General features: G+C 47.5%; 18 protein-coding genes. 6 read left to right on the forward strand and 12 right to left on the reverse strand.

The window, feature by feature from the left end:
- Positions 1 to 69 precede the first annotated feature (69 nt).
- Both AB9P05_RS07945 and AB9P05_RS07950 read left to right on the forward strand, forming a co-directional pair.
- Complete coding sequence (locus AB9P05_RS07945) at positions 70 to 2,331, forward strand: TonB-dependent receptor (RefSeq protein WP_371908287.1); 2,262 nt, start codon at positions 70 to 72, stop codon at positions 2,329 to 2,331.
- A 7-nt stretch (positions 2,332 to 2,338) separates the two neighbouring features.
- A complete protein-coding gene (locus AB9P05_RS07950) occupies positions 2,339 to 2,929 on the forward strand; it encodes a nitroreductase (RefSeq protein ID WP_371908288.1) in 591 nt (196 codons plus the stop codon).
- Here AB9P05_RS07950 and AB9P05_RS07955 read toward each other — a convergent pair.
- Both AB9P05_RS07955 and AB9P05_RS07960 read right to left on the reverse strand, forming a co-directional pair.
- A complete protein-coding gene (locus AB9P05_RS07955) occupies positions 2,926 to 3,636 on the reverse strand; it encodes a methyltransferase domain-containing protein (RefSeq protein WP_371908289.1) in 711 nt (236 codons plus the stop codon). The genes AB9P05_RS07950 and AB9P05_RS07955 overlap by 4 nt on opposite strands.
- Complete coding sequence (locus AB9P05_RS07960) at positions 3,620 to 4,771, reverse strand: type III polyketide synthase (protein ID WP_371908290.1); 1,152 nt, start codon at positions 4,769 to 4,771, stop codon at positions 3,620 to 3,622. Before AB9P05_RS07960 ends, AB9P05_RS07955 begins: the two co-directional genes overlap by 17 nt.
- A 186-nt stretch (positions 4,772 to 4,957) precedes the next feature.
- Here AB9P05_RS07960 and AB9P05_RS07965 point away from each other — a divergent pair, with 186 nt between their 5' ends.
- Positions 4,958 to 5,821, forward strand: a complete 864-nt coding sequence (locus tag AB9P05_RS07965) for a UbiA family prenyltransferase (protein ID WP_371908291.1) — start codon at positions 4,958 to 4,960, stop codon at positions 5,819 to 5,821.
- Here the strand turns inward: AB9P05_RS07965 and AB9P05_RS07970 are convergent.
- Positions 5,815 to 6,957 (reverse strand): NAD(P)/FAD-dependent oxidoreductase, encoded by a 1,143-nt coding sequence (locus AB9P05_RS07970; protein WP_371908292.1) that lies wholly within the window; start codon positions 6,955 to 6,957, stop codon positions 5,815 to 5,817. The two genes, AB9P05_RS07965 and AB9P05_RS07970, sit on opposite strands and share 7 nt — an antisense overlap.
- The gene (locus AB9P05_RS07975) at positions 6,929 to 8,404 is read right to left on the reverse strand and encodes an SDR family oxidoreductase (RefSeq protein WP_371908293.1); all 1,476 of its coding nucleotides are present in this window, start codon (positions 8,402 to 8,404) and stop codon (positions 6,929 to 6,931) included. Before AB9P05_RS07975 ends, AB9P05_RS07970 begins: the two co-directional genes overlap by 29 nt.
- Before the next feature lie 341 nt (positions 8,405 to 8,745).
- Between AB9P05_RS07975 and AB9P05_RS07980 the strand changes: the two genes are divergently transcribed.
- Positions 8,746 to 9,222: a hypothetical protein gene (locus tag AB9P05_RS07980; RefSeq protein ID WP_371908294.1), complete on the forward strand. Its 477-nt coding sequence runs from the start codon at positions 8,746 to 8,748 to the stop codon at positions 9,220 to 9,222.
- 67 nt (positions 9,223 to 9,289) lie between these two features.
- Here AB9P05_RS07980 and arsM read toward each other — a convergent pair whose 3' ends face one another.
- From arsM to AB9P05_RS07995, 3 genes are all read right to left on the reverse strand, one after another.
- Positions 9,290 to 10,261, reverse strand: a complete 972-nt coding sequence (arsM, locus tag AB9P05_RS07985; protein ID WP_371908295.1) for an arsenosugar biosynthesis arsenite methyltransferase ArsM — start codon at positions 10,259 to 10,261, stop codon at positions 9,290 to 9,292.
- A 90-nt stretch (positions 10,262 to 10,351) separates the two neighbouring features.
- Positions 10,352 to 11,608 carry an aspartyl protease family protein gene (locus tag AB9P05_RS07990; protein WP_371908296.1) on the reverse strand — a complete coding sequence of 419 codons (1,257 nt, stop codon included), beginning with the start codon at positions 11,606 to 11,608 and terminating at the stop codon, positions 10,352 to 10,354.
- 75 nt (positions 11,609 to 11,683) lie between these two features.
- Complete coding sequence (locus AB9P05_RS07995; RefSeq protein WP_371908297.1) at positions 11,684 to 13,528, reverse strand: ABC transporter permease; 1,845 nt, start codon at positions 13,526 to 13,528, stop codon at positions 11,684 to 11,686.
- A gap of 208 nt (positions 13,529 to 13,736) precedes the next feature.
- Between AB9P05_RS07995 and AB9P05_RS08000 the strand changes: the two genes are divergently transcribed.
- On the forward strand, positions 13,737 to 14,291 hold the full coding sequence (locus tag AB9P05_RS08000) for a peroxiredoxin (RefSeq protein ID WP_371908298.1): 555 nt from the start codon (positions 13,737 to 13,739) through the stop codon (positions 14,289 to 14,291).
- A gap of 18 nt (positions 14,292 to 14,309) precedes the next feature.
- Positions 14,310 to 14,888, forward strand: coding sequence for a carboxymuconolactone decarboxylase family protein (locus tag AB9P05_RS08005; RefSeq protein WP_371908299.1), 579 nt, complete (start codon positions 14,310 to 14,312; stop codon positions 14,886 to 14,888).
- 151 nt (positions 14,889 to 15,039) lie between these two features.
- On the opposite strand, the gene AB9P05_RS08010 is transcribed toward AB9P05_RS08005, so the two are convergent.
- From AB9P05_RS08010 to AB9P05_RS08030, 5 genes are all read right to left on the reverse strand, one after another.
- Positions 15,040 to 15,183, reverse strand: a complete 144-nt coding sequence (locus tag AB9P05_RS08010; RefSeq protein ID WP_371908300.1) for a pinensin family lanthipeptide — start codon at positions 15,181 to 15,183, stop codon at positions 15,040 to 15,042.
- An 84-nt stretch (positions 15,184 to 15,267) separates the two neighbouring features.
- A complete protein-coding gene (locus tag AB9P05_RS08015; RefSeq protein ID WP_371908301.1) occupies positions 15,268 to 16,206 on the reverse strand; it encodes a LysR substrate-binding domain-containing protein in 939 nt (312 codons plus the stop codon).
- Positions 16,207 to 16,209: 3 nt separating this feature from the next.
- Positions 16,210 to 16,968: an SDR family NAD(P)-dependent oxidoreductase gene (locus tag AB9P05_RS08020; protein ID WP_371908302.1), complete on the reverse strand. Its 759-nt coding sequence runs from the start codon at positions 16,966 to 16,968 to the stop codon at positions 16,210 to 16,212.
- Positions 16,969 to 16,990: 22 nt separating this feature from the next.
- Positions 16,991 to 17,179, reverse strand: a complete 189-nt coding sequence (locus AB9P05_RS08025; protein WP_371908303.1) for a CPXCG motif-containing cysteine-rich protein — start codon at positions 17,177 to 17,179, stop codon at positions 16,991 to 16,993.
- Between the two features lie 121 nt (positions 17,180 to 17,300).
- Entirely contained in the window at positions 17,301 to 17,780 is a 480-nt protein-coding gene (locus tag AB9P05_RS08030) for an RDD family protein (RefSeq protein WP_371908304.1), read from the reverse strand.
- Positions 17,781 to 17,831 lie beyond the last annotated feature (51 nt).

The raw sequence follows: 17,831 nt of genomic DNA on the forward strand, positions 1-17,831 counted from the left end.
AGTTAAAAATTAATTGTCATTACGAATCCGGCGGGCATAAAAGCCGGTATACTTTTTACTAATACACGCATGTCTATAGTCTCAAAGTGGGTGGTTGTCCTATTGACCATCTGTATTTACATGGTCCCTGAAGTATATGGACAGACAATTCTCATAAGGGATTCCGAAACGGGTAAGCCTGTAGAAGGGGTGGTAATACGTATAATAGCCAGTGCCCGTGCTGAAATTAGTGATGCCTATGGTCAGGCGGCTATACCGGAAGGGTATACTGAGGATAAAAGTCTACTTGTGACCCATACTGCCTATTCTACGGAGGTCCTCACAGGAAAGCTACCCGATGTGATATTTCTGGAAACTAAAACTTACGGCCTACAGGAGGTAGAGGTTTACGGATTCGGGGATAGAAGAGCGCTTCTGGGTACGGAGGGGCCAGTTGTGGGGCTAACCTCACAGGACATAGAGCGGTTTCAAACGCAGACTTTATTACCGGCGGTCAATTATGTGCCGGGGGTGCGGCTGGAGGAGCGGGCTGCAGGAAGTTACCGTGTAGCCATACGGGGCACGCTGCTCAGGTCTCCCTTCGGTGTTCGAAATGTGAAGGTGTATCTGAATGGACTGCCTTTTACAGAGGCTAATGGCAATACGCCTCTAAACCTGATAGACCCGGCGCTGATGGGGTCTGTGGAGATTCTGAAGGGCCCTTCGGGTAGTCGCTTCGGCGCTGGCCTGGGTGGTGTGATCAGGCTGGAGGGTATACATGAAGATGGTCCGTTCCTGTCGGTGATAGCGCAGACTGGATCCTACGGGATGCAAAAGTTCAGTCTGCAGGGGAGGGTAACGGATAGCCTTCACAGCCATTCGGTAGCTTTTGCCAGGCAGCAGAGTGACGGGTACCGTGACCATAATGCGCTGGAAAGGGAGTCTGTCTTTTACCAGGGAAGGTTCTCTACTGGTGAGAAGGAATCGCTCTATGTAGACCTGCTTTACAGTGACCTGTTTTATGAAATACCAGGAGGACTGACCCGGGCACAAAATGATGAAGACCGCAGGCAGGGGCGGCCGGGTAGCGAGGAGCAAAATGCCTCGATAGGCCTTGAGGCTGCATGGGGTGGCGTACGCCACGAAAAGGTCTGGGAAAGTGGTGTAGAGACCCATGTGGGAATCTACGGATACGGTAGTTTTTTTAACCACCCTTTTATAACAGACTACAAACGTGAACACCAGGTGGCCGGTGGGGGCCGAGGCACTGCCCGTAAAACCTGGGGGGGCTTTACTCTGTCCGGAGGAGGTGAGTATCAAAAGGAGATCATCTCTGCCCGGAACCTGGGAAATGTGAATGGTCAGCCGGATACACTTCGGTTTGATGACGAAATTGCTAATAAAAGCTGGTTGGCGTTTTTAAGTGCCGGTTATACATGGCCAAGACTGGAGGTGTCGGCGGGAGTAAGTGTGAATAACCTTAGCTACAGCCTCTACCGGATATTAGACGCGGCGGGAGATACGAGCTATACAGTGAACCGCGATTTTGCTGATGTCTGGTCTCCCAGGGTGGCCGTAAGTTACCGGCTGACAGACAGGCTGTACAGCCATGCAAGTGTGAGTTATGGGTTTTCCCCTCCTACCCTGGATGAATTCCGCACTAATGAAGGGTCGATAGACCGTAGCCTGGAGGCGGAGAAAGGTATCAACACCGAAGTAGGCGTGAGGGGCTACATAGCAGAAGGGCTCAGCGTAGATGTCTCAGGCTTCTATCTGAGGCAAAAGGAAACTATAGTCACGCGCACTGCCTCCTCCGGGGTGGTGCTTTTCGATAATGCGGGCAGTACAGACCAGTATGGGGTAGAAGGACTCATCCAATACATTAAACGATTCAAGGCTTTGTATTGGATAAAGGGGTGGATGATACAGGCAAGCTATACGGGGTATAACTTTCGATTTGAAGATTACGTAAAAAATGAAACGGATTTTAGCGGCAACCGCCTGCCGGGCGCAGCCCCTCACCGGCTTACTTTTTTGACGGACCTTACTATTCAGAAAGGCTTTTATCTGAACGGGGGCTATACGAATACGGCTCCTATTCCGCTGGACGATGGGAATACGGTATATAGTGACCGGGTGCATATGGTGAGAGTGAAAGCCGGATGGAAAGGTATAGTGGGTAACAGGCTTCGGCTGGATGTATTTGGCGGGTCGGATAATGCACTGAATAGAACCTTTAGCCTGGGTAATGACCTGAATGCATTTGGGGGCCGGTACTTTCAGCCAGCCCCTGACCGGACTTTTTATGCAGGGTTGACGCTTTCTTATTTTAGAACATCACAGGAACGATAGCTAATTCATGAATTTTAATACTGAAGAGGTAAACAAGCTTATCAGAAACAGACGCTCTATCTACCCGAAAATGTACAGCGGGGAAAAGGTGGACCGCAAAATAATCGAGCAGATGCTGGAAAATGCGAATTGGGCCCCTACTCATGGGAAGACGGAGCCCTGGCGCTTTGTGGTGTTTTCAGGAGAGGGGATCAGGACATTTACCGACCTGCAGGCGGCTACTTATAAAGTAAGTGCTGAAAAGCAAGGAAAATTCGAAGAGAAGAAATACGAAAAGTTGAAGACAAAGCCTTTACTGGCGTCGCACATCATTGCTATCATAATGAAACGTGATGCTAAAGGTAAGATACCGGCAATAGAAGAGGTAGAGGCAACGGCGTGCGCGGTTCAGAATATGTACCTGACGGCCACGGCATACGGTGTAGGATGCTACTGGAGCTCGGGAGGGATGACATACCTGCCGGAAGCAAAGGAGCACTTTTCACTTGAAGAAGAGGACCAACTCCTTGGATTCTTATACGTAGGCATGCCGGGTGAAAAGTGGCCGGATGGCAAACGCGGGCCGCTGGAGGAGAAGGTGCAGTGGGTGGAAGACTAATGCCTGGCGATGAGCTGCCAACGGAAGGCCCAGTACCACCCGAGATCATAGGAATGAATGCCGCTGGCGTTCATTAAAGTTTCGAGGTCTGAGCGGCTAAAGGCCCTGAGCACGCTCAGGGGGGCATCATTTTGTACCATGGGGGAGTTGGAAAACAGCCTCGTAAGTATTTTGATGCTGTGATAGGCAAACCAATGGCGGTGAAGGTCATTGATGATAAACCCCAGGGCAGACTGCTCGTACATGGTACGAAACATCTGCGTAAGCTCTTCATTGGTGAAGTGATGTGTGAAGAGGCTACAGTTGACTATGTCGAACCGGCTTTGCCGGTATTCCTCGGAGAAGATGTCAATAACCCGGTAGTCAATCTCCGGATATTCTGAGGTGTTTTCTTCTGCCATACTTATGATGTGTGGGTTAGCGTCCACGCCGGTCAGTTGGAGCTTAATACCTTTGCTACGCCCCCACCTGGCCATTTTCACCAGCATATCACCTCCTCCACATCCAATGTCTGCAATATGAAGCAACCGACCAGGGGCTTTTCCCTTGACTAGTTTGTTCAATCCGGAAATAGAAACGGCATTTCCTCCGAGGTTACGGTTGATGACCTCGAGTTCGCGGAGAGTAACGGCCATCTCCTGGCCACCACTGTCGAGGTCATCCATTATTTCCCTTTCGTAGGAGCGCTGGCTAAACCGGTTGCTCATCTGCCAGGGATGTTTGAAGGGTAAATTTACTTTCTCCTGAGGGCAGGGCGGTAAACAGACCGCTTTCAAGCGTTAACCCGGGGCCGAAAGCAAAGCTTAGTATAGTAGATGGATTGGTACGTCTATCTTCCATCAGTTTTTTGAGGACAAACAGTACAGTAGCGCTGGACATATTACCGTACTCAGCGAGGACCTGATGAGCGTAGGTATTCTTTTCGCGACCGATACGCAGGGCTTTTTCCACTGCGTGTAATATGGACTTTCCCCCGGGATGAACGGCGAGTGCATCCACATCACTCATTTCTACGCTTGCCCGCTCGAGCAGTCTGCGGGTGAGCTTGCCAATACCTTCACGGATAAGCTCAGGGACGTACTCGCTGAGGCGCATGTGAAAGCCGTGATCTCCTACATTCCATGCCATATCCTGCTTTCCCTGACTGTAGAGGTCTGAATAGAAGGCTTCCATGCGAAGGCCTTTTTCCTCTTCTGCCTGAATGAGGGCAGCAGCCGACCCATCGGCAAAAAGGGCATTAGCCAGAAAATTGTCCGGGTGGTTCTTTTTTTGAAAATGAAGGGTGCATAGTTCGGTACATACCACCAACACTTTAGCCTGAGGCTCTGCACGGCAAATCTGGCGAGCTAACTTAAGGCCATTAAACGCGGCATAGCACCCCATAAATTGTACACTTGTTCTTTCTACACTGGAATTCATACCGAGCTTTTCCACAAGCTCAATGTCGAGGCCGGGTGCGTAGAAACCCGTACAACTAATGGTGATAAGGTGGCTTATGTCAGAGGCCTTTACTCCCATGGAGGGGGTAAGGCAATCATTTATTGCTTTGATGCTCAAGGGAAGCGCATGTTTTTTGTACCATGCCATTCGCAAACTGGTGGGAGGAAATGGCTCCAGGTCTGATGAGCTGGGGTAAAATGCAAAGGAAGACCGGTCGTTACTGCCGTAGTCTGGTATAACGGAATGCCGATAGTTAATGCCACTGGCCCGGTACAAGGCTTTTAGCCTGGTGGCATCTCTCCCTTGCAGATCGTGTGCCTCCACCATGAAGTCCAGTATTTCCTGTTGTTTAAATTTATGGTCCGGTACGGCCGTACCGATGGAAGAAATGTGTACATCCATAGAAGGGAGAATCGATTAAAAAATTAGCTATTTTTACAGCATATTATAGTTAATATACCGGAGAAAATTGGATTTACATAACCTGTGATTATCTAATAGGTTTTATTTTTTATTCCAATTAGGCGTAGGCTGTTTTCGGACATCACACGGCTAAAATTTACCTGGCACACATTTTATTTGAACCATATGATCTCTCGCTCTACCTGGCTACATCTTCGGTTACCCTTTTCTTTTTTTCTGTTGCCAGTCTTTTTACTGGCCCTGAGCCTGGTATTTCGTTATGATCCCTACAGGATTGGCCTAGTTTTCTTTATCCTGCACTTTTTACTATACCCTGCGAGTAATGGGTATAACAGCTATTTTGATAAAGACGAGGACAGTATCGGCGGCCTGGAAAAGCCTCCTAAGGTAAAAAAGGAGCTCTATTGGGTGTCTATCCTGCTTGATGTGGCGGCCTTACTATTGGGCCTTCTTCTCGGGAAGCTTTTTGTGCTTATGGCTTTTATTTACGGGCTTGTGAGTAAAGCTTATAGCCACCCGGCGGTAAGGCTTAAAAAGATGCCTGTGACCGGCTGGCTTGCGGCAGGTATTTTTCAGGGGGCATTTACTGTCTTAATGGTGTATGCGGGCCTTACGGGAGAGGGTGTATCTGCTTTGTCCACCCCGGAGATATACGTACCTGCACTGCTTTCGAGCATATTGTTGCTGGGTAGTTATCCGATGACGCAAATTTACCAACATGATGAGGACGGCCGCAGGGGGGATGAAACCATCAGTCGAAAACTAGGGGTGCCAGGCACCTTCCATTTTACGGCTGTTTTTTTTGCCTTTGCCGATGCGGGTTTCGTATGGTACTTTATTAATTATCGTGACCCGATGTTTGCCTGGCTGTTTCAGTTTGCCATGCTGCCTGTACTCATGTATTTTCTGGGCTGGTACATGGCGGTACGTAACGACCCAGGTGCAGTTACTTACAGACGCACCATGCGATTAAATCTATTGTCGGCATTTTGCCTGAATGTTTTTTTTCTTGTACTGACAATTTATTGAAAGGGTCGCCCGTGGGTTCTCTTCATGAGTGACCGGGCAAGGGGGGTAAAGGCACCTGCTACCCTAACGGCGAGACCGGAAACTACGGGGTGTCCGAATACCTGCTGAACTTTTCGCCCCACTGCCAGACGGGTACGAAAGCTGCTGTTCCAGTGGCTTACATATTCTTTTTCCAGTGCTTCGCGATTTCCGGTAGTACCTGCAGGCATGTGCCTCGAAATTGTGTCAGCCGCTATTTTGGCCGCATGAATGGCCATTGCCATGCCATTACCGCAAAGGGGGGTGATAAGGCCGGCGGCATCTCCGGTCATGAGGACATGATTTTGCACGGCAGTCCGGGGATAAAACCCAAAATTGCTGATCACCATAGGTTTTTCAAACAAATGGGAGGCTTCGGTAAAGATATCGTCAAGGTAGGGATTTTGCCTCAGTATGGCTTCTTCCAAATCGCCCGGTGAGCCGTATTCACGCAGTACTGTCCTGCGAACGAGGTAGCATAAATTAAACTTACCTTCTTCTATGGCACTAATGCCGCAGTACCCTCCACGAAAATTATGCAAGGCCACCTCATCCTTTTTAAAATCGCCTGTCACATGGTACTTGATGCCAACATAGTCGTTTTCCTTTTCAGTGAAATCCCGGTCAAGTTGTCTGTCGAGGCGGGCTTGTTTTCCGTATGCCCCGATAACCACTGGTGCAGTATACTCCACTCCTTCACTGGTAGAAATGGTAAAGGTGTTTTTCTGAAATGATATATCGGATACCTCACAATTCTCGCATATCTCTGCGCCTGCCTCTCTTGCTTTTTGAAAAAGATAGTGGTCGAAGGCGTAGCGGCTTATGCCAAAACCACCGAGGTCGAGTGGTAGTGTAAGCTTTTGTCCGTTAGTTCCGGTAAGCAGGAAACTCCTGACAGCAGGAGGGTTGAAAGTGGCAGGAAAGAGGTCGTTTTTTTTAAGAAAGGGGAGTACCTCATTAGAGACATACTCTCCGCAAACCCGGTGGAAGGGGTACTTTTTACGTTCGCAAAGTAGTACCCGGTATTGTTTTCTAGCCAGGAGGATAGCTGCGGTAAGACCGGCTAGGCCACCTCCTGCAATTACAATATCATGCGTCAACTTTTTGTACGTTTTCACTTTTCTCCTCCAGCTCAATGATTCGGCTGAGCATACCTTCGAATATAAAGTGATGAAAGGGAAAAACCGAATACCAGTATAAGCGGCCCATAAGTCCCTCGGGGCGGAAGGTAGCCGTTTGCTTGAGACAATTGCCGCCATTATCATCCCTGCCCACCTTCCACTCGAGCCAGGCCTCGCCCGGCAGCTTCATTTCAGCATATAACAAAAGCCTGCCCTCGCGCTTATCTGCTACCAATACACGCCAGAAGTCGAGGGCATCACCTGGCACCAGGTTATAGGGGCTGCGCCGTCCACGTCTCAGGCCGACACCGCCCACCATCTGATCCAGAAGGCCCCTGAGCTTCCATAGCATGCCCCAGTAATACCACCCGGTATCTCCGCCTATGCTCCACACATTGTGCAGTACCTGTTCCACAGGTTTATCAAAGGACTTAAACCTTTCATCTTTAAAGCAACCATACTTTGGCACCTGAACAAATTCCAGCAGATTGATATCGATGCGACTGCTTGCCAGGGCATCTTTCCAACTGGATAGCACTTCATTTTGTGATATGCGGTCGAAGGCCAGCTCTACCGCCTCTTCGTAACTAAGAAGCTCAATATCCACTATTTCGCGGATGCCCTCATTCTGTACCACTACCTCATTACGCATACTCTCTACCAGGGACCGGGCTAGGTTAAAGGAGGTTGAGGTAACAAAATATAACCAGAGGCTGGAAATCTTGGGACTCAGCACAGGAACGGAAATAATAAATCTTTTGAACTTACGGACCTTTGCAAAACGCATGAGCATCTCCTTGTAGGTAAGTACATCTGGTCCGCCAATGTCAAATATTTTGTTGAAGGCTTGTTCCTGCATAATTACCCCGCACAGGTATTGCATGACGTTTCGTACAGCGATAGGCTGGCATTTGGTTTTAAGCCAGCGGGGAGCAATCATGACAGGGAGCTTTTCCACCAGATCACGGATTATCTCAAAACTGGCACTACCGCTTCCTATAATAATGGCCGCACGCAGGATGGTGGAGGGTATAGAACTGTTTTTGAGAATATCCTCTACACGTTTGCGGCTCTGCAGATGGGTGGAAAGCTCCTCATCATTCACAATGCCACTTAGATAAATCACCTGCTTGCAGGACGAGCTTTCCAGGCATTCCACAAAGTTGGTGGCCGCATCCTGCTCCATTTTCTTAAAGTCTTTATGGGAGTGCCCCATGCTGTGGATGAGATAAAAGGCCACATCAATATCCTCAGGGAAGCCGGACAGGGACTCCTTTTTCAGGAAATCGCCCTCGAAATAGGTGATATTCTCTTCTATACTTTCCTCAAGGTCTATCCGGCGCTTATCCCGGACTCCGCATACCACTTCATGGCCCTGCTTTACCAATAATGGTAATAAGCGGCGGCCGATGTACCCATTGGCTCCTGTAATTAAAATTTTCATAAACGTGCATGATTAGATAATATGCGAAGGGTAGTAGCATAAGAACTAGCTGGATCACACTAAGTTTGCCGGTATAGTAATTGGTCTTCCAACCAAAACCAAAGTACCTGTGTCTGAATAGTAATTGGCGTAAGGGACTGATTAGGGGGTAACCCTTTGTACATTGTCTCTAAAGTATATGTAAATTAAAATGGCTGGCTCTTCCTGGCGGGAGAGTGCGTTATTATTTTTTAGGAATCTTTTTTAATTGAATGACGGTAACAACCTCTACTTTTTCTGAGAATATTTTTTCTCCCCCATCCAAATTATGCGTCTTACTCATAAGCAACAACCCCCTGGAAATGAGCAAGGTGTATGACACTATAAGGAAAGTAAAAGACAGGCAGATCAAGCTAATAACGGCTTTTAGTCTTCCTGAAACCATCGAAAAAGCCAGTCAAAACCGGCCTGACTGTATTATTATCGACGACTCTTTTGATAAAAATGAAATAGAGCGGATGGTGCATAAGGTAGCGAACCGTAAGCGGACCAATAATGCCTCTTTTGCTATATTAAAAACCAGTAATTACCGGCTGGTGGCTACAAATGGCATACAGGAGTATTTGCTGAAGGATGACCTTTCTCCTGAAAAACTGGTGCGTTCGATACTGAATGCAATGAGGCTGAAAAAAACTCAGGCATTATTAATAAGAACCTACCGGGTGAACAAACGACTAATGAAGCGCCTGATCAAAAAACGCAAAACCCGACTTGGTTTGGCGATTGAGAATATAACCCGGCACCTAATGCCGAAACGGGAACCTGCCAGGGTCTCCTGAAAATTACCCCTCGTTTACAGATTTTGGATTTTGAATGCGCTTCCCGGGGGAGGCGCATTTATATTTTTCAGCAACACCCTCCCCCATCGTAAAACCAGGTAGAGGGGGAGATAAAAATATCTTCTTTTCCTAAGCCGGAAAGGGCGGCGGCTGTTTTGTCACAAACGGCCAGTGGTTGATTGTACAGTAGGGTGTGACCTTTACCGTCATCAAAATATTCCTCACCACCAAAATAGGTAGCTGATCTGCCGGTGAATACACAAGGACCATCCTCTGGCATTGGGTCTTTTATGGCACAGACTTCCACACTCTCGATCAGTATGTTTTCAGTAGTATCATAGCGGCCGGGTGAAAGTATCCGGTAGGGCCTTCGGGCGCGAACTTCCACCGTGCCAAAGCCTGCACCTGTGATGAGATCGAGATAATCTTGTAACGGAAGAGATCCGCTCAGACACAAGGCTCTGAGGGTTTCGTCCTGCTGCAAATTATCGGGTATACCCTGGTCACATATCGGGTCTGATAACACAAGGCGACCGTGGGGCTTTAATACCCGGTACATTTCAGAAAGGGCACGTTTGAGGTCTTCTTTAGTAAAGATATTAAACAGGCAATTCTGTGCTGCTACGTCTATTGTGCCATCATCTAATGGTAGTTCAAGGGCATTTCCTTTACGTAAGTCGACAAAATTACGATTGAACCAGGCATTTTCCTGTTCTGCCTGTACCATGTTTTTCCGGCTTGCCTCAAGCATTTCCTGAACGGGATCTACTCCTACCACCGCGCCGGATTTACGGCTGAAATAGGCAAACTGCAATAGCTCCATTCCGCCACCCACGCCAACATAGAGAACGCTGGGCTCCCCGCTGAGATCGCGGGGGTGGACGGTACTGCCACAACCATAATTCATTTCCTGCATAATAGACGGGATACTGAGGCCGGGAAGCTTCCACAGTGGTGTAGTGGTGCAGCATAAGCCTACGTCTGGCGTAAGAGCAGCCTTCCGGTATACATCTTCTGTAGTTTTTAGATAGGTGTCCATTCTAAGGAAATTGAAGGTTAAAGTGGGTTCAAAGATATAAATTAGTGAGGGAGGAAGGTGTTTTCACTTGGACAAAATGAACAGCAGGGCTTAGAGTATTCTCTCTAACCTGAACTTAACTCTGTACTTGGAGCCATCAGATCGCATAAGCTCCATTTTGATCTTTTTACCTGGCTTCCGGGTAATAATCTCAATTATCTCCCGCAATTCGTAGTTGTAGGCCTGGCGGCCATTGAGGCGCATAATCCGGTCACCTCTTTTGATACCTGCTTCCTGGGCCGGGGTATTGGCTATTACTTCAGACACATAGAACTTATCCAGGTTCACGCCATCGGCCATAATGTCGAAACCTGCCATGTTAAATTCAAAAGGGTCTCTAAACTTCCGGTTTTTTTTCAGGTACATCTTTCTGTTATGATAGTCCATAATAACCGTGAACCGGCTCAGTATCTCTCCGCCGATGGTGCCTTCCCGGTCTCTGAAGAAAACCACCTCGGCCCCCGGATCCGGTTCAGGAAATGAAGCAATAGGCTCTTTTAGTCGGTAGCCATCCCAATCGATTTCCTCCACCCGGCCTACATGGCCGTGAAGCTGACCGCCAAGCCCTTGACCGATAAGCCTCTCTACGTTTTTTTCCGGCACGTTAACTCCACTGAAGGAGTCTTTTTTGATCATCAGAGACAGGCTGGCACCGGTGTCAATCAGGTAGCGCTGGTTATTTACGGTGGTATCGCGGGTTTTGAGGTCGGCGTAGACCAGGGGCTTGTAGCTATCGAGCATGATGTCTATTTCCTTATACCTCCTGGGGGGAGAAAACCTGGTGGGATCATACAGAGTCAGCTCACGATTCTGGTAGTCGATCTTGACCACAAACCTGCGGAAAAGCTCAAACCCGATAATGCCATGTACTACGGCCCCAAGATTTTTCCTGAGCTGCAGATAGTCCTCTTCCAGAACCAGAAAAGCCTGCCCTGTACCTACCACTCCGGGCATGGATACGGTGAGGTTATTGGCTACATAGGCCTCTACCTGTGAGTTACGACCGAGCCCCGCAATAGTTAGTTTGCGGGAATAATCCACGTTGAGGAGGTCTGAGTATGCCTTATCTGTTAGAATGGTGGTTTTTACGCCGGTGTCTACAATAAATTTCAGGGGGATCTGATTATTGAGAAGTATAGGCACCACAATAAGGTTATTATACATCTCAAAAGGCAGGGTAAGTTTTTTGCGAGGGGTGACGAAACGCAGCCCTGGACTTTGCGGGTATACCTGTAGTACACAAAGCATCAGAGAAGTGGCCATAATAGCCACCTTCGTTAAGAATCGTATACGCGGACGTTTAGCCATATGAGGGTAACATGCAATGAGTGAAAAACATCCACTCTAAGACAAAGACACCCTGATAAATGGTCTCCCTCTGAATTACACGTTTCCGGCGGATTTACCCCGTAATCCGGGGTAGACTGGAAGCAGTGGTATAGTAGTGGCAATAATCAGGCAAAGTACGATCGATGTAACCCAGCCCCACACAGCAGGCAGGGGCCGGGCGCTTCCGGCTGTAGCAGAAACCACCTCCGGAAGCCAGAACTGGATAGCTGCGTATGCCGGTGGCAGCATAAAGAGGATTGCCATCAGGGTTAAATAAATATACCTTTTCTCCGTATCTAATGCCAGCTGGCGGGCACTGGCTCCGGCAAGTTTTTTTATTTTAATAGATAATGCATTACGGTGCCTCTCATAAGTAGCGAGCCCTATCAGCGCCCAAATACAAATCATGGCCCATGCTATGGACATGCATATGAGGACAGCTACCAAGTCCATAACAGGCCCCTGCTTTTTTAATAAAGGTAATTGACCCTGTAACGCTATTGCATTATCCCATGTATTGTCATTAACAGTATTACGCTGCGGCAAGTGGGATTTACCTGAAGCCAGGACGGTGTCTGATGATGAAAAGGCCAGGTCAGTGCTAGCAGGATTGACATCGGCGCGCAGCGCCATATATGCCAGGAACAGCAAGAGCCAGAGAATGCCCACCTGGCTACCCGCCCACCATTTGCGTAGTATGTTGTAGCCATGTGTACTTTTTCTTACTCGCGCCATGGCAAATAGGGAAGGGATATTAGCTAACTGAACGGATGGTAAAATGACCGTACATAAAAGGGTGATGATGCTTACGCCGAGGATTCCTGTCCATTGATAATAGGACCACTCTCCTCTGAGCGAAATGGCTTTCCCCGTAAGGCTGTTAAAGAAAGGTAAAAGCTGGTCTGTGATAATTAGTGCGAACACTACCGCCAGTGAGACCAACAGGAAGCTTTCTGCCATAAACTGTCCTGCCACCTGAAGGCGGGAGGCTCCCAGCATTTTTCTTAAGCCGGTTTCAGGATAGCGACTATAGTTTTGAACCGTTGACAAGGCTGTATAATTACCTGTTACAAGTAAAATAACGACTAATGCCACACCCCAGATCACCAGTGGAGGCAGGCCCTGCCAAATTCCTGATGGGTTTCCGATGATACCGCTATGTTCGAAAGTTTCTTCATACGGAACCAGGTATACTGAACTTGCCAAGCCCATTTGGTCTATCCATGGTATTGAGGGGTGGCTGATCTGGTCACATATTCCAGTCCCCTGGCCAGTGGTCTTTTCCATTACCAGAGTTTGATGATTCGGGCCTACGGGCAAGCTACTGTGGAAAGCCCCTAACACGTCAAAAAATACAGTATTGTTGTAAGGTAAATCCTTTACTACAGCCGCTACAATGAAGGCTTTGTCCTGATACTGAAACTTACGTCCCACATAAGGGCCTTCTCTAAATAGCCGACTGGCAAATCGATCTGATATAATTACATATCCTTCCTTTTCCCAGGGCGTTTCAAGATGCCCTTCGATAACCTCCAGATTGAAAAATTGAGAAATGGGCCGATCCGTGGCCATCCATACTCTATCATTTTCATCTTTTACAGGCTGGCTGCCGGTAGCCAATGTCATCATTGCCAGACGTGTGGTATCTACATAAGGCTTCAGAGAGTGTGAGGTCTCTCCAAAGGAATAGGAGCGCTGATTCAGACTAACCCTGTATACGGCCTGGTAAATATCTCCTTTAGTTGGGAGGTTACGATTATAAAATGCCTCATCGAGGACATGCAGCATGAGCACAAGGCTCACTGTCACTCCCACGGTAAGGCCCATCACATTAATCAAAAAATACAGCCGGTGTTGCCTGAGGTAGCGCCACGCGACGATCAGGTATTGTTTATTCATATCAATACACCGACAAAAGCTGTACCGTATAGGAATTAGCTCTATACACCCTTTAAAGGCATATTCTAATAAATTGATGTGTACGGAAAACGATCAACTGCGGACACTTAATAGTTTTTATCAATGAGGCGTTGTATATAATCGATTTGAATTATAGCCGTATAGCCCTCACCTTTGGGGCATATAAACGAGAAAATAATATCTGATTATGAGTCAACGCATTCTTTCAATTGGTAATAAATTTCCTGAGTTCGAAAAGACATCGGTAGTGAGTCTGGAAAACGGAAAGGAGTTTGCCACCCTAAGCCATGAGGACCACCAAAAGAAAGATCAGTGGATGGTAATGTTCTGGTGGCCAAAGGACTTTACATTCGTATGTCCTACGGAAATAGCCGAATTCAATAAAAGCTACGAGGAGTTCCGTGACCGCGATGCTATGCTGGTAGGTGCCAGTACAGATTCCGAATTTGTTCATCTGGCCTGGCGTAAAGACCACGAAGACCTTCGCGGCCTTAAGTTCCCTATGCTTGCGGATACGAATAAAAGTCTGGCTGAAGACCTTGGCATACTTGAAGCGCACGAAAAAGTAGCTTACCGGGCCACTTTTATCATAGATCCGGAGGGGATAATACGTTGGGTGTCTGCATACGACCTTAATGTAGGGCGTAATGTAGAAGAAGTACTTCGTGTACTGGATGCGCTGCAAACAGATGAACTATGCCCCTGCAACTGGGAAAAAGGCGAAGAAACAATTGCTGTCTGATCACATACCGGAATTGTAATGGAAGCAACACTAGAAATAACAGAGGACTATAAGCAGGACCTGGCACTGGAAAACGACCAGCCCTTGCTTGAAATAATGGAACTGGCTGGCTCGAAGCAGATCAAAGACCTTCGTGTAAATCTGAGAAATAACCTGGAGACAGGGACCCTCTCCAGAAAGGAAGGACTATTGATTGCCCTAGCTATTGCTATTAATGAACGACACCCTGCATTAACAAATTCTTTCTCCAGGCTTGCCAGGGAGGAGGGAGCTACTGAGGCAGAGGTAGCCGAAATGCACGCTTGTGCATCTCTTCTGGCCACCAATAATGTGGTTTATCGTTTTAAGCACTTTATGGATAGCGATACCTATCAAAACCAGCCGGTGAAGATTAAAATGGGTATAATGATGAAGCCGGTAACCGGTAAAGAATTTTTTGAGCTGGTAAGCACGGCTATATCTGCTGTGAATGGCTGTGAGATGTGTGTTCGCGCTCATGAGGCCTCTCTGCTAAAGCTCGATTGTACCCCTGAGCGGATATTTGATGCAGTCAGGCTGGCAGGTATTGTCACAGGACTCACAAAGAGCATTAATTAAGCACTTCTTTTTGGAATGTATACAAAAGGCTCGCCGGTAGTGGTGAGCCTTTTGTTTATTAAACGATCAATAAAGCCAGTAATGTGATCTGAGGCTTTTTCACTCAGGGTAGATGATTGACTGTAATTTTATAGTTACCGGCCAGGTACCCTTAGTCTATCCTCTCGGCAAAGGTTTCATTGCATAAAGGAGAGTCTGAACAAGGTAGGCTGGCACCAATGATTCTGTTGCTGTTCTCTATCTTGGTTACAAAGCTTTTTACTTTGAGAGAGTCTAGTGCAATTTTCTTTTTCACAATTAATAAATTTTGGTAATACATTTAGTTTAAAAGCCTATGAATATAGGGTACTTGCCTTAAAGACGCCATGTATTGGCAGGTTTATCTCCACTTTACCGTATTCGTATTACCAGTCTTCTGCCTTACAAGGGGGGGTAAATTATCTATTATCTCGTGCCTGAGAGCCTCTACGAGTTTTCTTTTCAGAAAGCTCCTGTGCATTACAAGGCTCACCTCTCTTACAGGTCTGGGCTCGGCGAATGGCCTCACTTTACTTTTAGACTCTTCGCCCAGTTCCATACTGGCCAGTTCCGGCAGCAGGGTAAAGCCCCCTTGCCTGTCTACTATTTTTCTCAGGGCTTCCAGTGATCCGCTTTGGTATCGGAAGTTACCATGGCTTCCTACTCCCTGTCTTCCACAAATATTGAGTACCTGCTCACGAAAGCAATGTCCTTCATTTAGTAACCACACATCCTCCACATCAATCTCATCTGCTTTGAGGGTCTCTTGCCTGTATAGGGGGTGCCTGGGTGATAGGTAGGCATAAAACTCTTCGTAAAAGACCGGCTGCTCTAATACGCCAGGGTCATTGGATGGTGTAACGATGAGGCCAATATCTATCTGGTCTTGCTTAAGGCGCATAAGTACCTGCTCAGTAAGCAATTCCTCCACCTGGAGGGTCACTCCCGGATACTTTTCTATAAAACTACCTATGAAAAGTGGAAGCAGGTAAGGCGCCAGCGTGGGAATTATGCCTAACCTCAACTCGCCTGCCACCTCTTTCTTCTCATCTTCTATAATTTCCCTGATCTTTCTGGACTCATTGACTATCTGGCGGGCTTGAAGTATTACCCGCCTGCCAATATCGGTAGGTACCACTGGCTGCCGGCTGCGATCAAATATGGTTACGCCGAGTTCCTGTTCCAGCTTTTGAATTTGCATGCTCAGCGTTGGCTGGGTCACAAATGAAGCCTCTGCCGCCTTAGCAAAATGGCGATGGGTGTCAACGGCAATTATATATTCGAGCTGCGTAATGGTCATGGGTCAATGGACGTAACTGCCGGCATTTACATCTATAGTGGCTCCCGTACTGTGGTCAGATAGTCCGGAGAGCAAGAGGGTGACCAGGGGGGCGAGATCTTTTGGCTCTGTCAGCGTATCAAGCGCGATGTCATCCAGTGCAAAGCCCTCCCCATATTGGTCTATAAAGTCCTGGGCCATATCGGTCCGTGTAAATCCTGGCGCTACAATGAAGGCCTTCACACCTTTTTTGCCAAAGCCCCTGGCAATGGAACGGGTAAGTGCCACTACTGCTCCTTTACTGGCAGCATAGGCCATGTAGTCGGGTGTATCTCCTCTGAAGGCGGCACGACTACTAATGTTCACTATGCGACCTCCCCCATGGTTTATGAAATATTCGAGCGCCTTTTTGCAGATCAATGCGAGTGAGTCTACATTAACCCTATGGGTACGTTGCCAGTCTTCCAGATATTCCTGATCGGCTTTATCAATAGCAGATGACAGGGCAATACCTGCATTATTGACAACACCTGTGAGTTTACCGAAACGATCAATGGTTTTTTCTACAAGGGAGGCAGCCTGCTGCGGGTCTTCCAGATTACCAGCCACTGTCCAGGCAGCAGATCCGAGATCGCTAGCAAGGGCCTTCGCCGGATCGGCACTACGATTATAATGCAATGCAACTGAGGCACCGGAACGCACCAATTGGGTGGCAATAGCCTTACCTATGCCTCGTGATGCACCGGTAACTAAAATTACCTGGCCTGAAAGGTCAATATGCATATCATTTTTTGTGGGAAGATAATTATACTTCTTCCTCGCAGCAAATAGCATCAAACCAGAGGATGTCTACCCCTTCTATTTCCAGCCGTATACTCACCGGATGGTTGCAGTATTCACAATCTTCGGTGAAGTTTTGCTTCCTTTGGTCGGGATCAACGGTAGAGGATACCCTAGTCATGCAATTGGGGCAGGTAAAAAAATGCTCTATCATAGCGAATGATTTTAAGTACAACGACCTAAGGCGTACAGGGTTTTAAATTACTTCTATTTTACAAAAAAGACAAAAAAAGGGCACTGTGCCACCAGTATCCACAGATGCATATATTATTTGCTTAATTTTTGACTACCAGCACGTTAGCGACGATATCGTGGAGCCCCTGCTTTTTTTCTGTAAACGCCGCCATGATATAGCCGATATAGAAGATCATGCCTGAAATAAGTTTAGCGAGGTTACGCCCGAGAGCTTTTCCAAACGTCAGCCGGTTCCCCTGCATATCCATTACCTTTATGTCTAAAGCAAGCTTCCCGATGGTGGCTTGCCGGGGGCTACTTTCCATCAGGGCATAGTACAGCAGCCCAACAACATATAATACCGCATACAGAATAATTCCACTGGCTATTATTGTCGTTTGAGCTTCGCCTGAATAGCGATCAGGATTTTGAAATACACCTACAAAACCCAGCCCGAACACAGATCCTACTATGCTGTAGGGGATAGATAATATAAAACTATCGAGGATAAAAGCCACGAGCCTACGCCCGAAGCCGGCGTAATGGACCTGTTCATTTACTGTAGTGGAAATAACTTCCATAGTGTTTAGGGTTAGATTAGATGGTATATCTTAAATTAACAAAATAATCTA

The sequence above is a fragment of the Roseivirga sp. BDSF3-8 genome, assembly GCF_041449215.1.
Classification (GTDB): domain Bacteria; phylum Bacteroidota; class Bacteroidia; order Cytophagales; family Cyclobacteriaceae; genus JBGNFV01.

Excerpts from the sequence above, each read along its gene's own strand:
- AB9P05_RS08030 (WP_371908304.1), bottom strand. The coding sequence starts at position 17,780 with ATGGAAGTTATTTCCACTACAGTAAATGAACAGGTCCATTACGCCGGC.
- AB9P05_RS08005 (WP_371908299.1), top strand. The coding sequence starts at position 14,310 with ATGGAAGCAACACTAGAAATAACAGAGGACTATAAGCAGGACCTGGCA.
- AB9P05_RS07990 (WP_371908296.1), bottom strand. The coding sequence starts at position 11,608 with ATGGCTAAACGTCCGCGTATACGATTCTTAACGAAGGTGGCTATTATG.
- AB9P05_RS07980 (WP_371908294.1), top strand. The coding sequence starts at position 8,746 with ATGAGCAAGGTGTATGACACTATAAGGAAAGTAAAAGACAGGCAGATC.
- AB9P05_RS08020 (WP_371908302.1), bottom strand. The coding sequence starts at position 16,968 with ATGCATATTGACCTTTCAGGCCAGGTAATTTTAGTTACCGGTGCATCA.
- AB9P05_RS07995 (WP_371908297.1), bottom strand. The coding sequence starts at position 13,528 with ATGAATAAACAATACCTGATCGTCGCGTGGCGCTACCTCAGGCAACAC.
- AB9P05_RS08015 (WP_371908301.1), bottom strand. The coding sequence starts at position 16,206 with ATGACCATTACGCAGCTCGAATATATAATTGCCGTTGACACCCATCGC.
- AB9P05_RS08025 (WP_371908303.1), bottom strand. The coding sequence starts at position 17,179 with ATGATAGAGCATTTTTTTACCTGCCCCAATTGCATGACTAGGGTATCC.
- AB9P05_RS07955 (WP_371908289.1), bottom strand. The coding sequence starts at position 3,636 with ATGAGCAACCGGTTTAGCCAGCGCTCCTACGAAAGGGAAATAATGGAT.
- AB9P05_RS07960 (WP_371908290.1), bottom strand. The coding sequence starts at position 4,771 with ATGGATGTACACATTTCTTCCATCGGTACGGCCGTACCGGACCATAAA.
- arsM (WP_371908295.1), bottom strand. The coding sequence starts at position 10,261 with ATGGACACCTATCTAAAAACTACAGAAGATGTATACCGGAAGGCTGCT.
- AB9P05_RS07945 (WP_371908287.1), top strand. The coding sequence starts at position 70 with ATGTCTATAGTCTCAAAGTGGGTGGTTGTCCTATTGACCATCTGTATT.
- AB9P05_RS07965 (WP_371908291.1), top strand. The coding sequence starts at position 4,958 with ATGATCTCTCGCTCTACCTGGCTACATCTTCGGTTACCCTTTTCTTTT.
- AB9P05_RS08000 (WP_371908298.1), top strand. The coding sequence starts at position 13,737 with ATGAGTCAACGCATTCTTTCAATTGGTAATAAATTTCCTGAGTTCGAA.
- AB9P05_RS07950 (WP_371908288.1), top strand. The coding sequence starts at position 2,339 with ATGAATTTTAATACTGAAGAGGTAAACAAGCTTATCAGAAACAGACGC.
- AB9P05_RS07975 (WP_371908293.1), bottom strand. The coding sequence starts at position 8,404 with ATGAAAATTTTAATTACAGGAGCCAATGGGTACATCGGCCGCCGCTTA.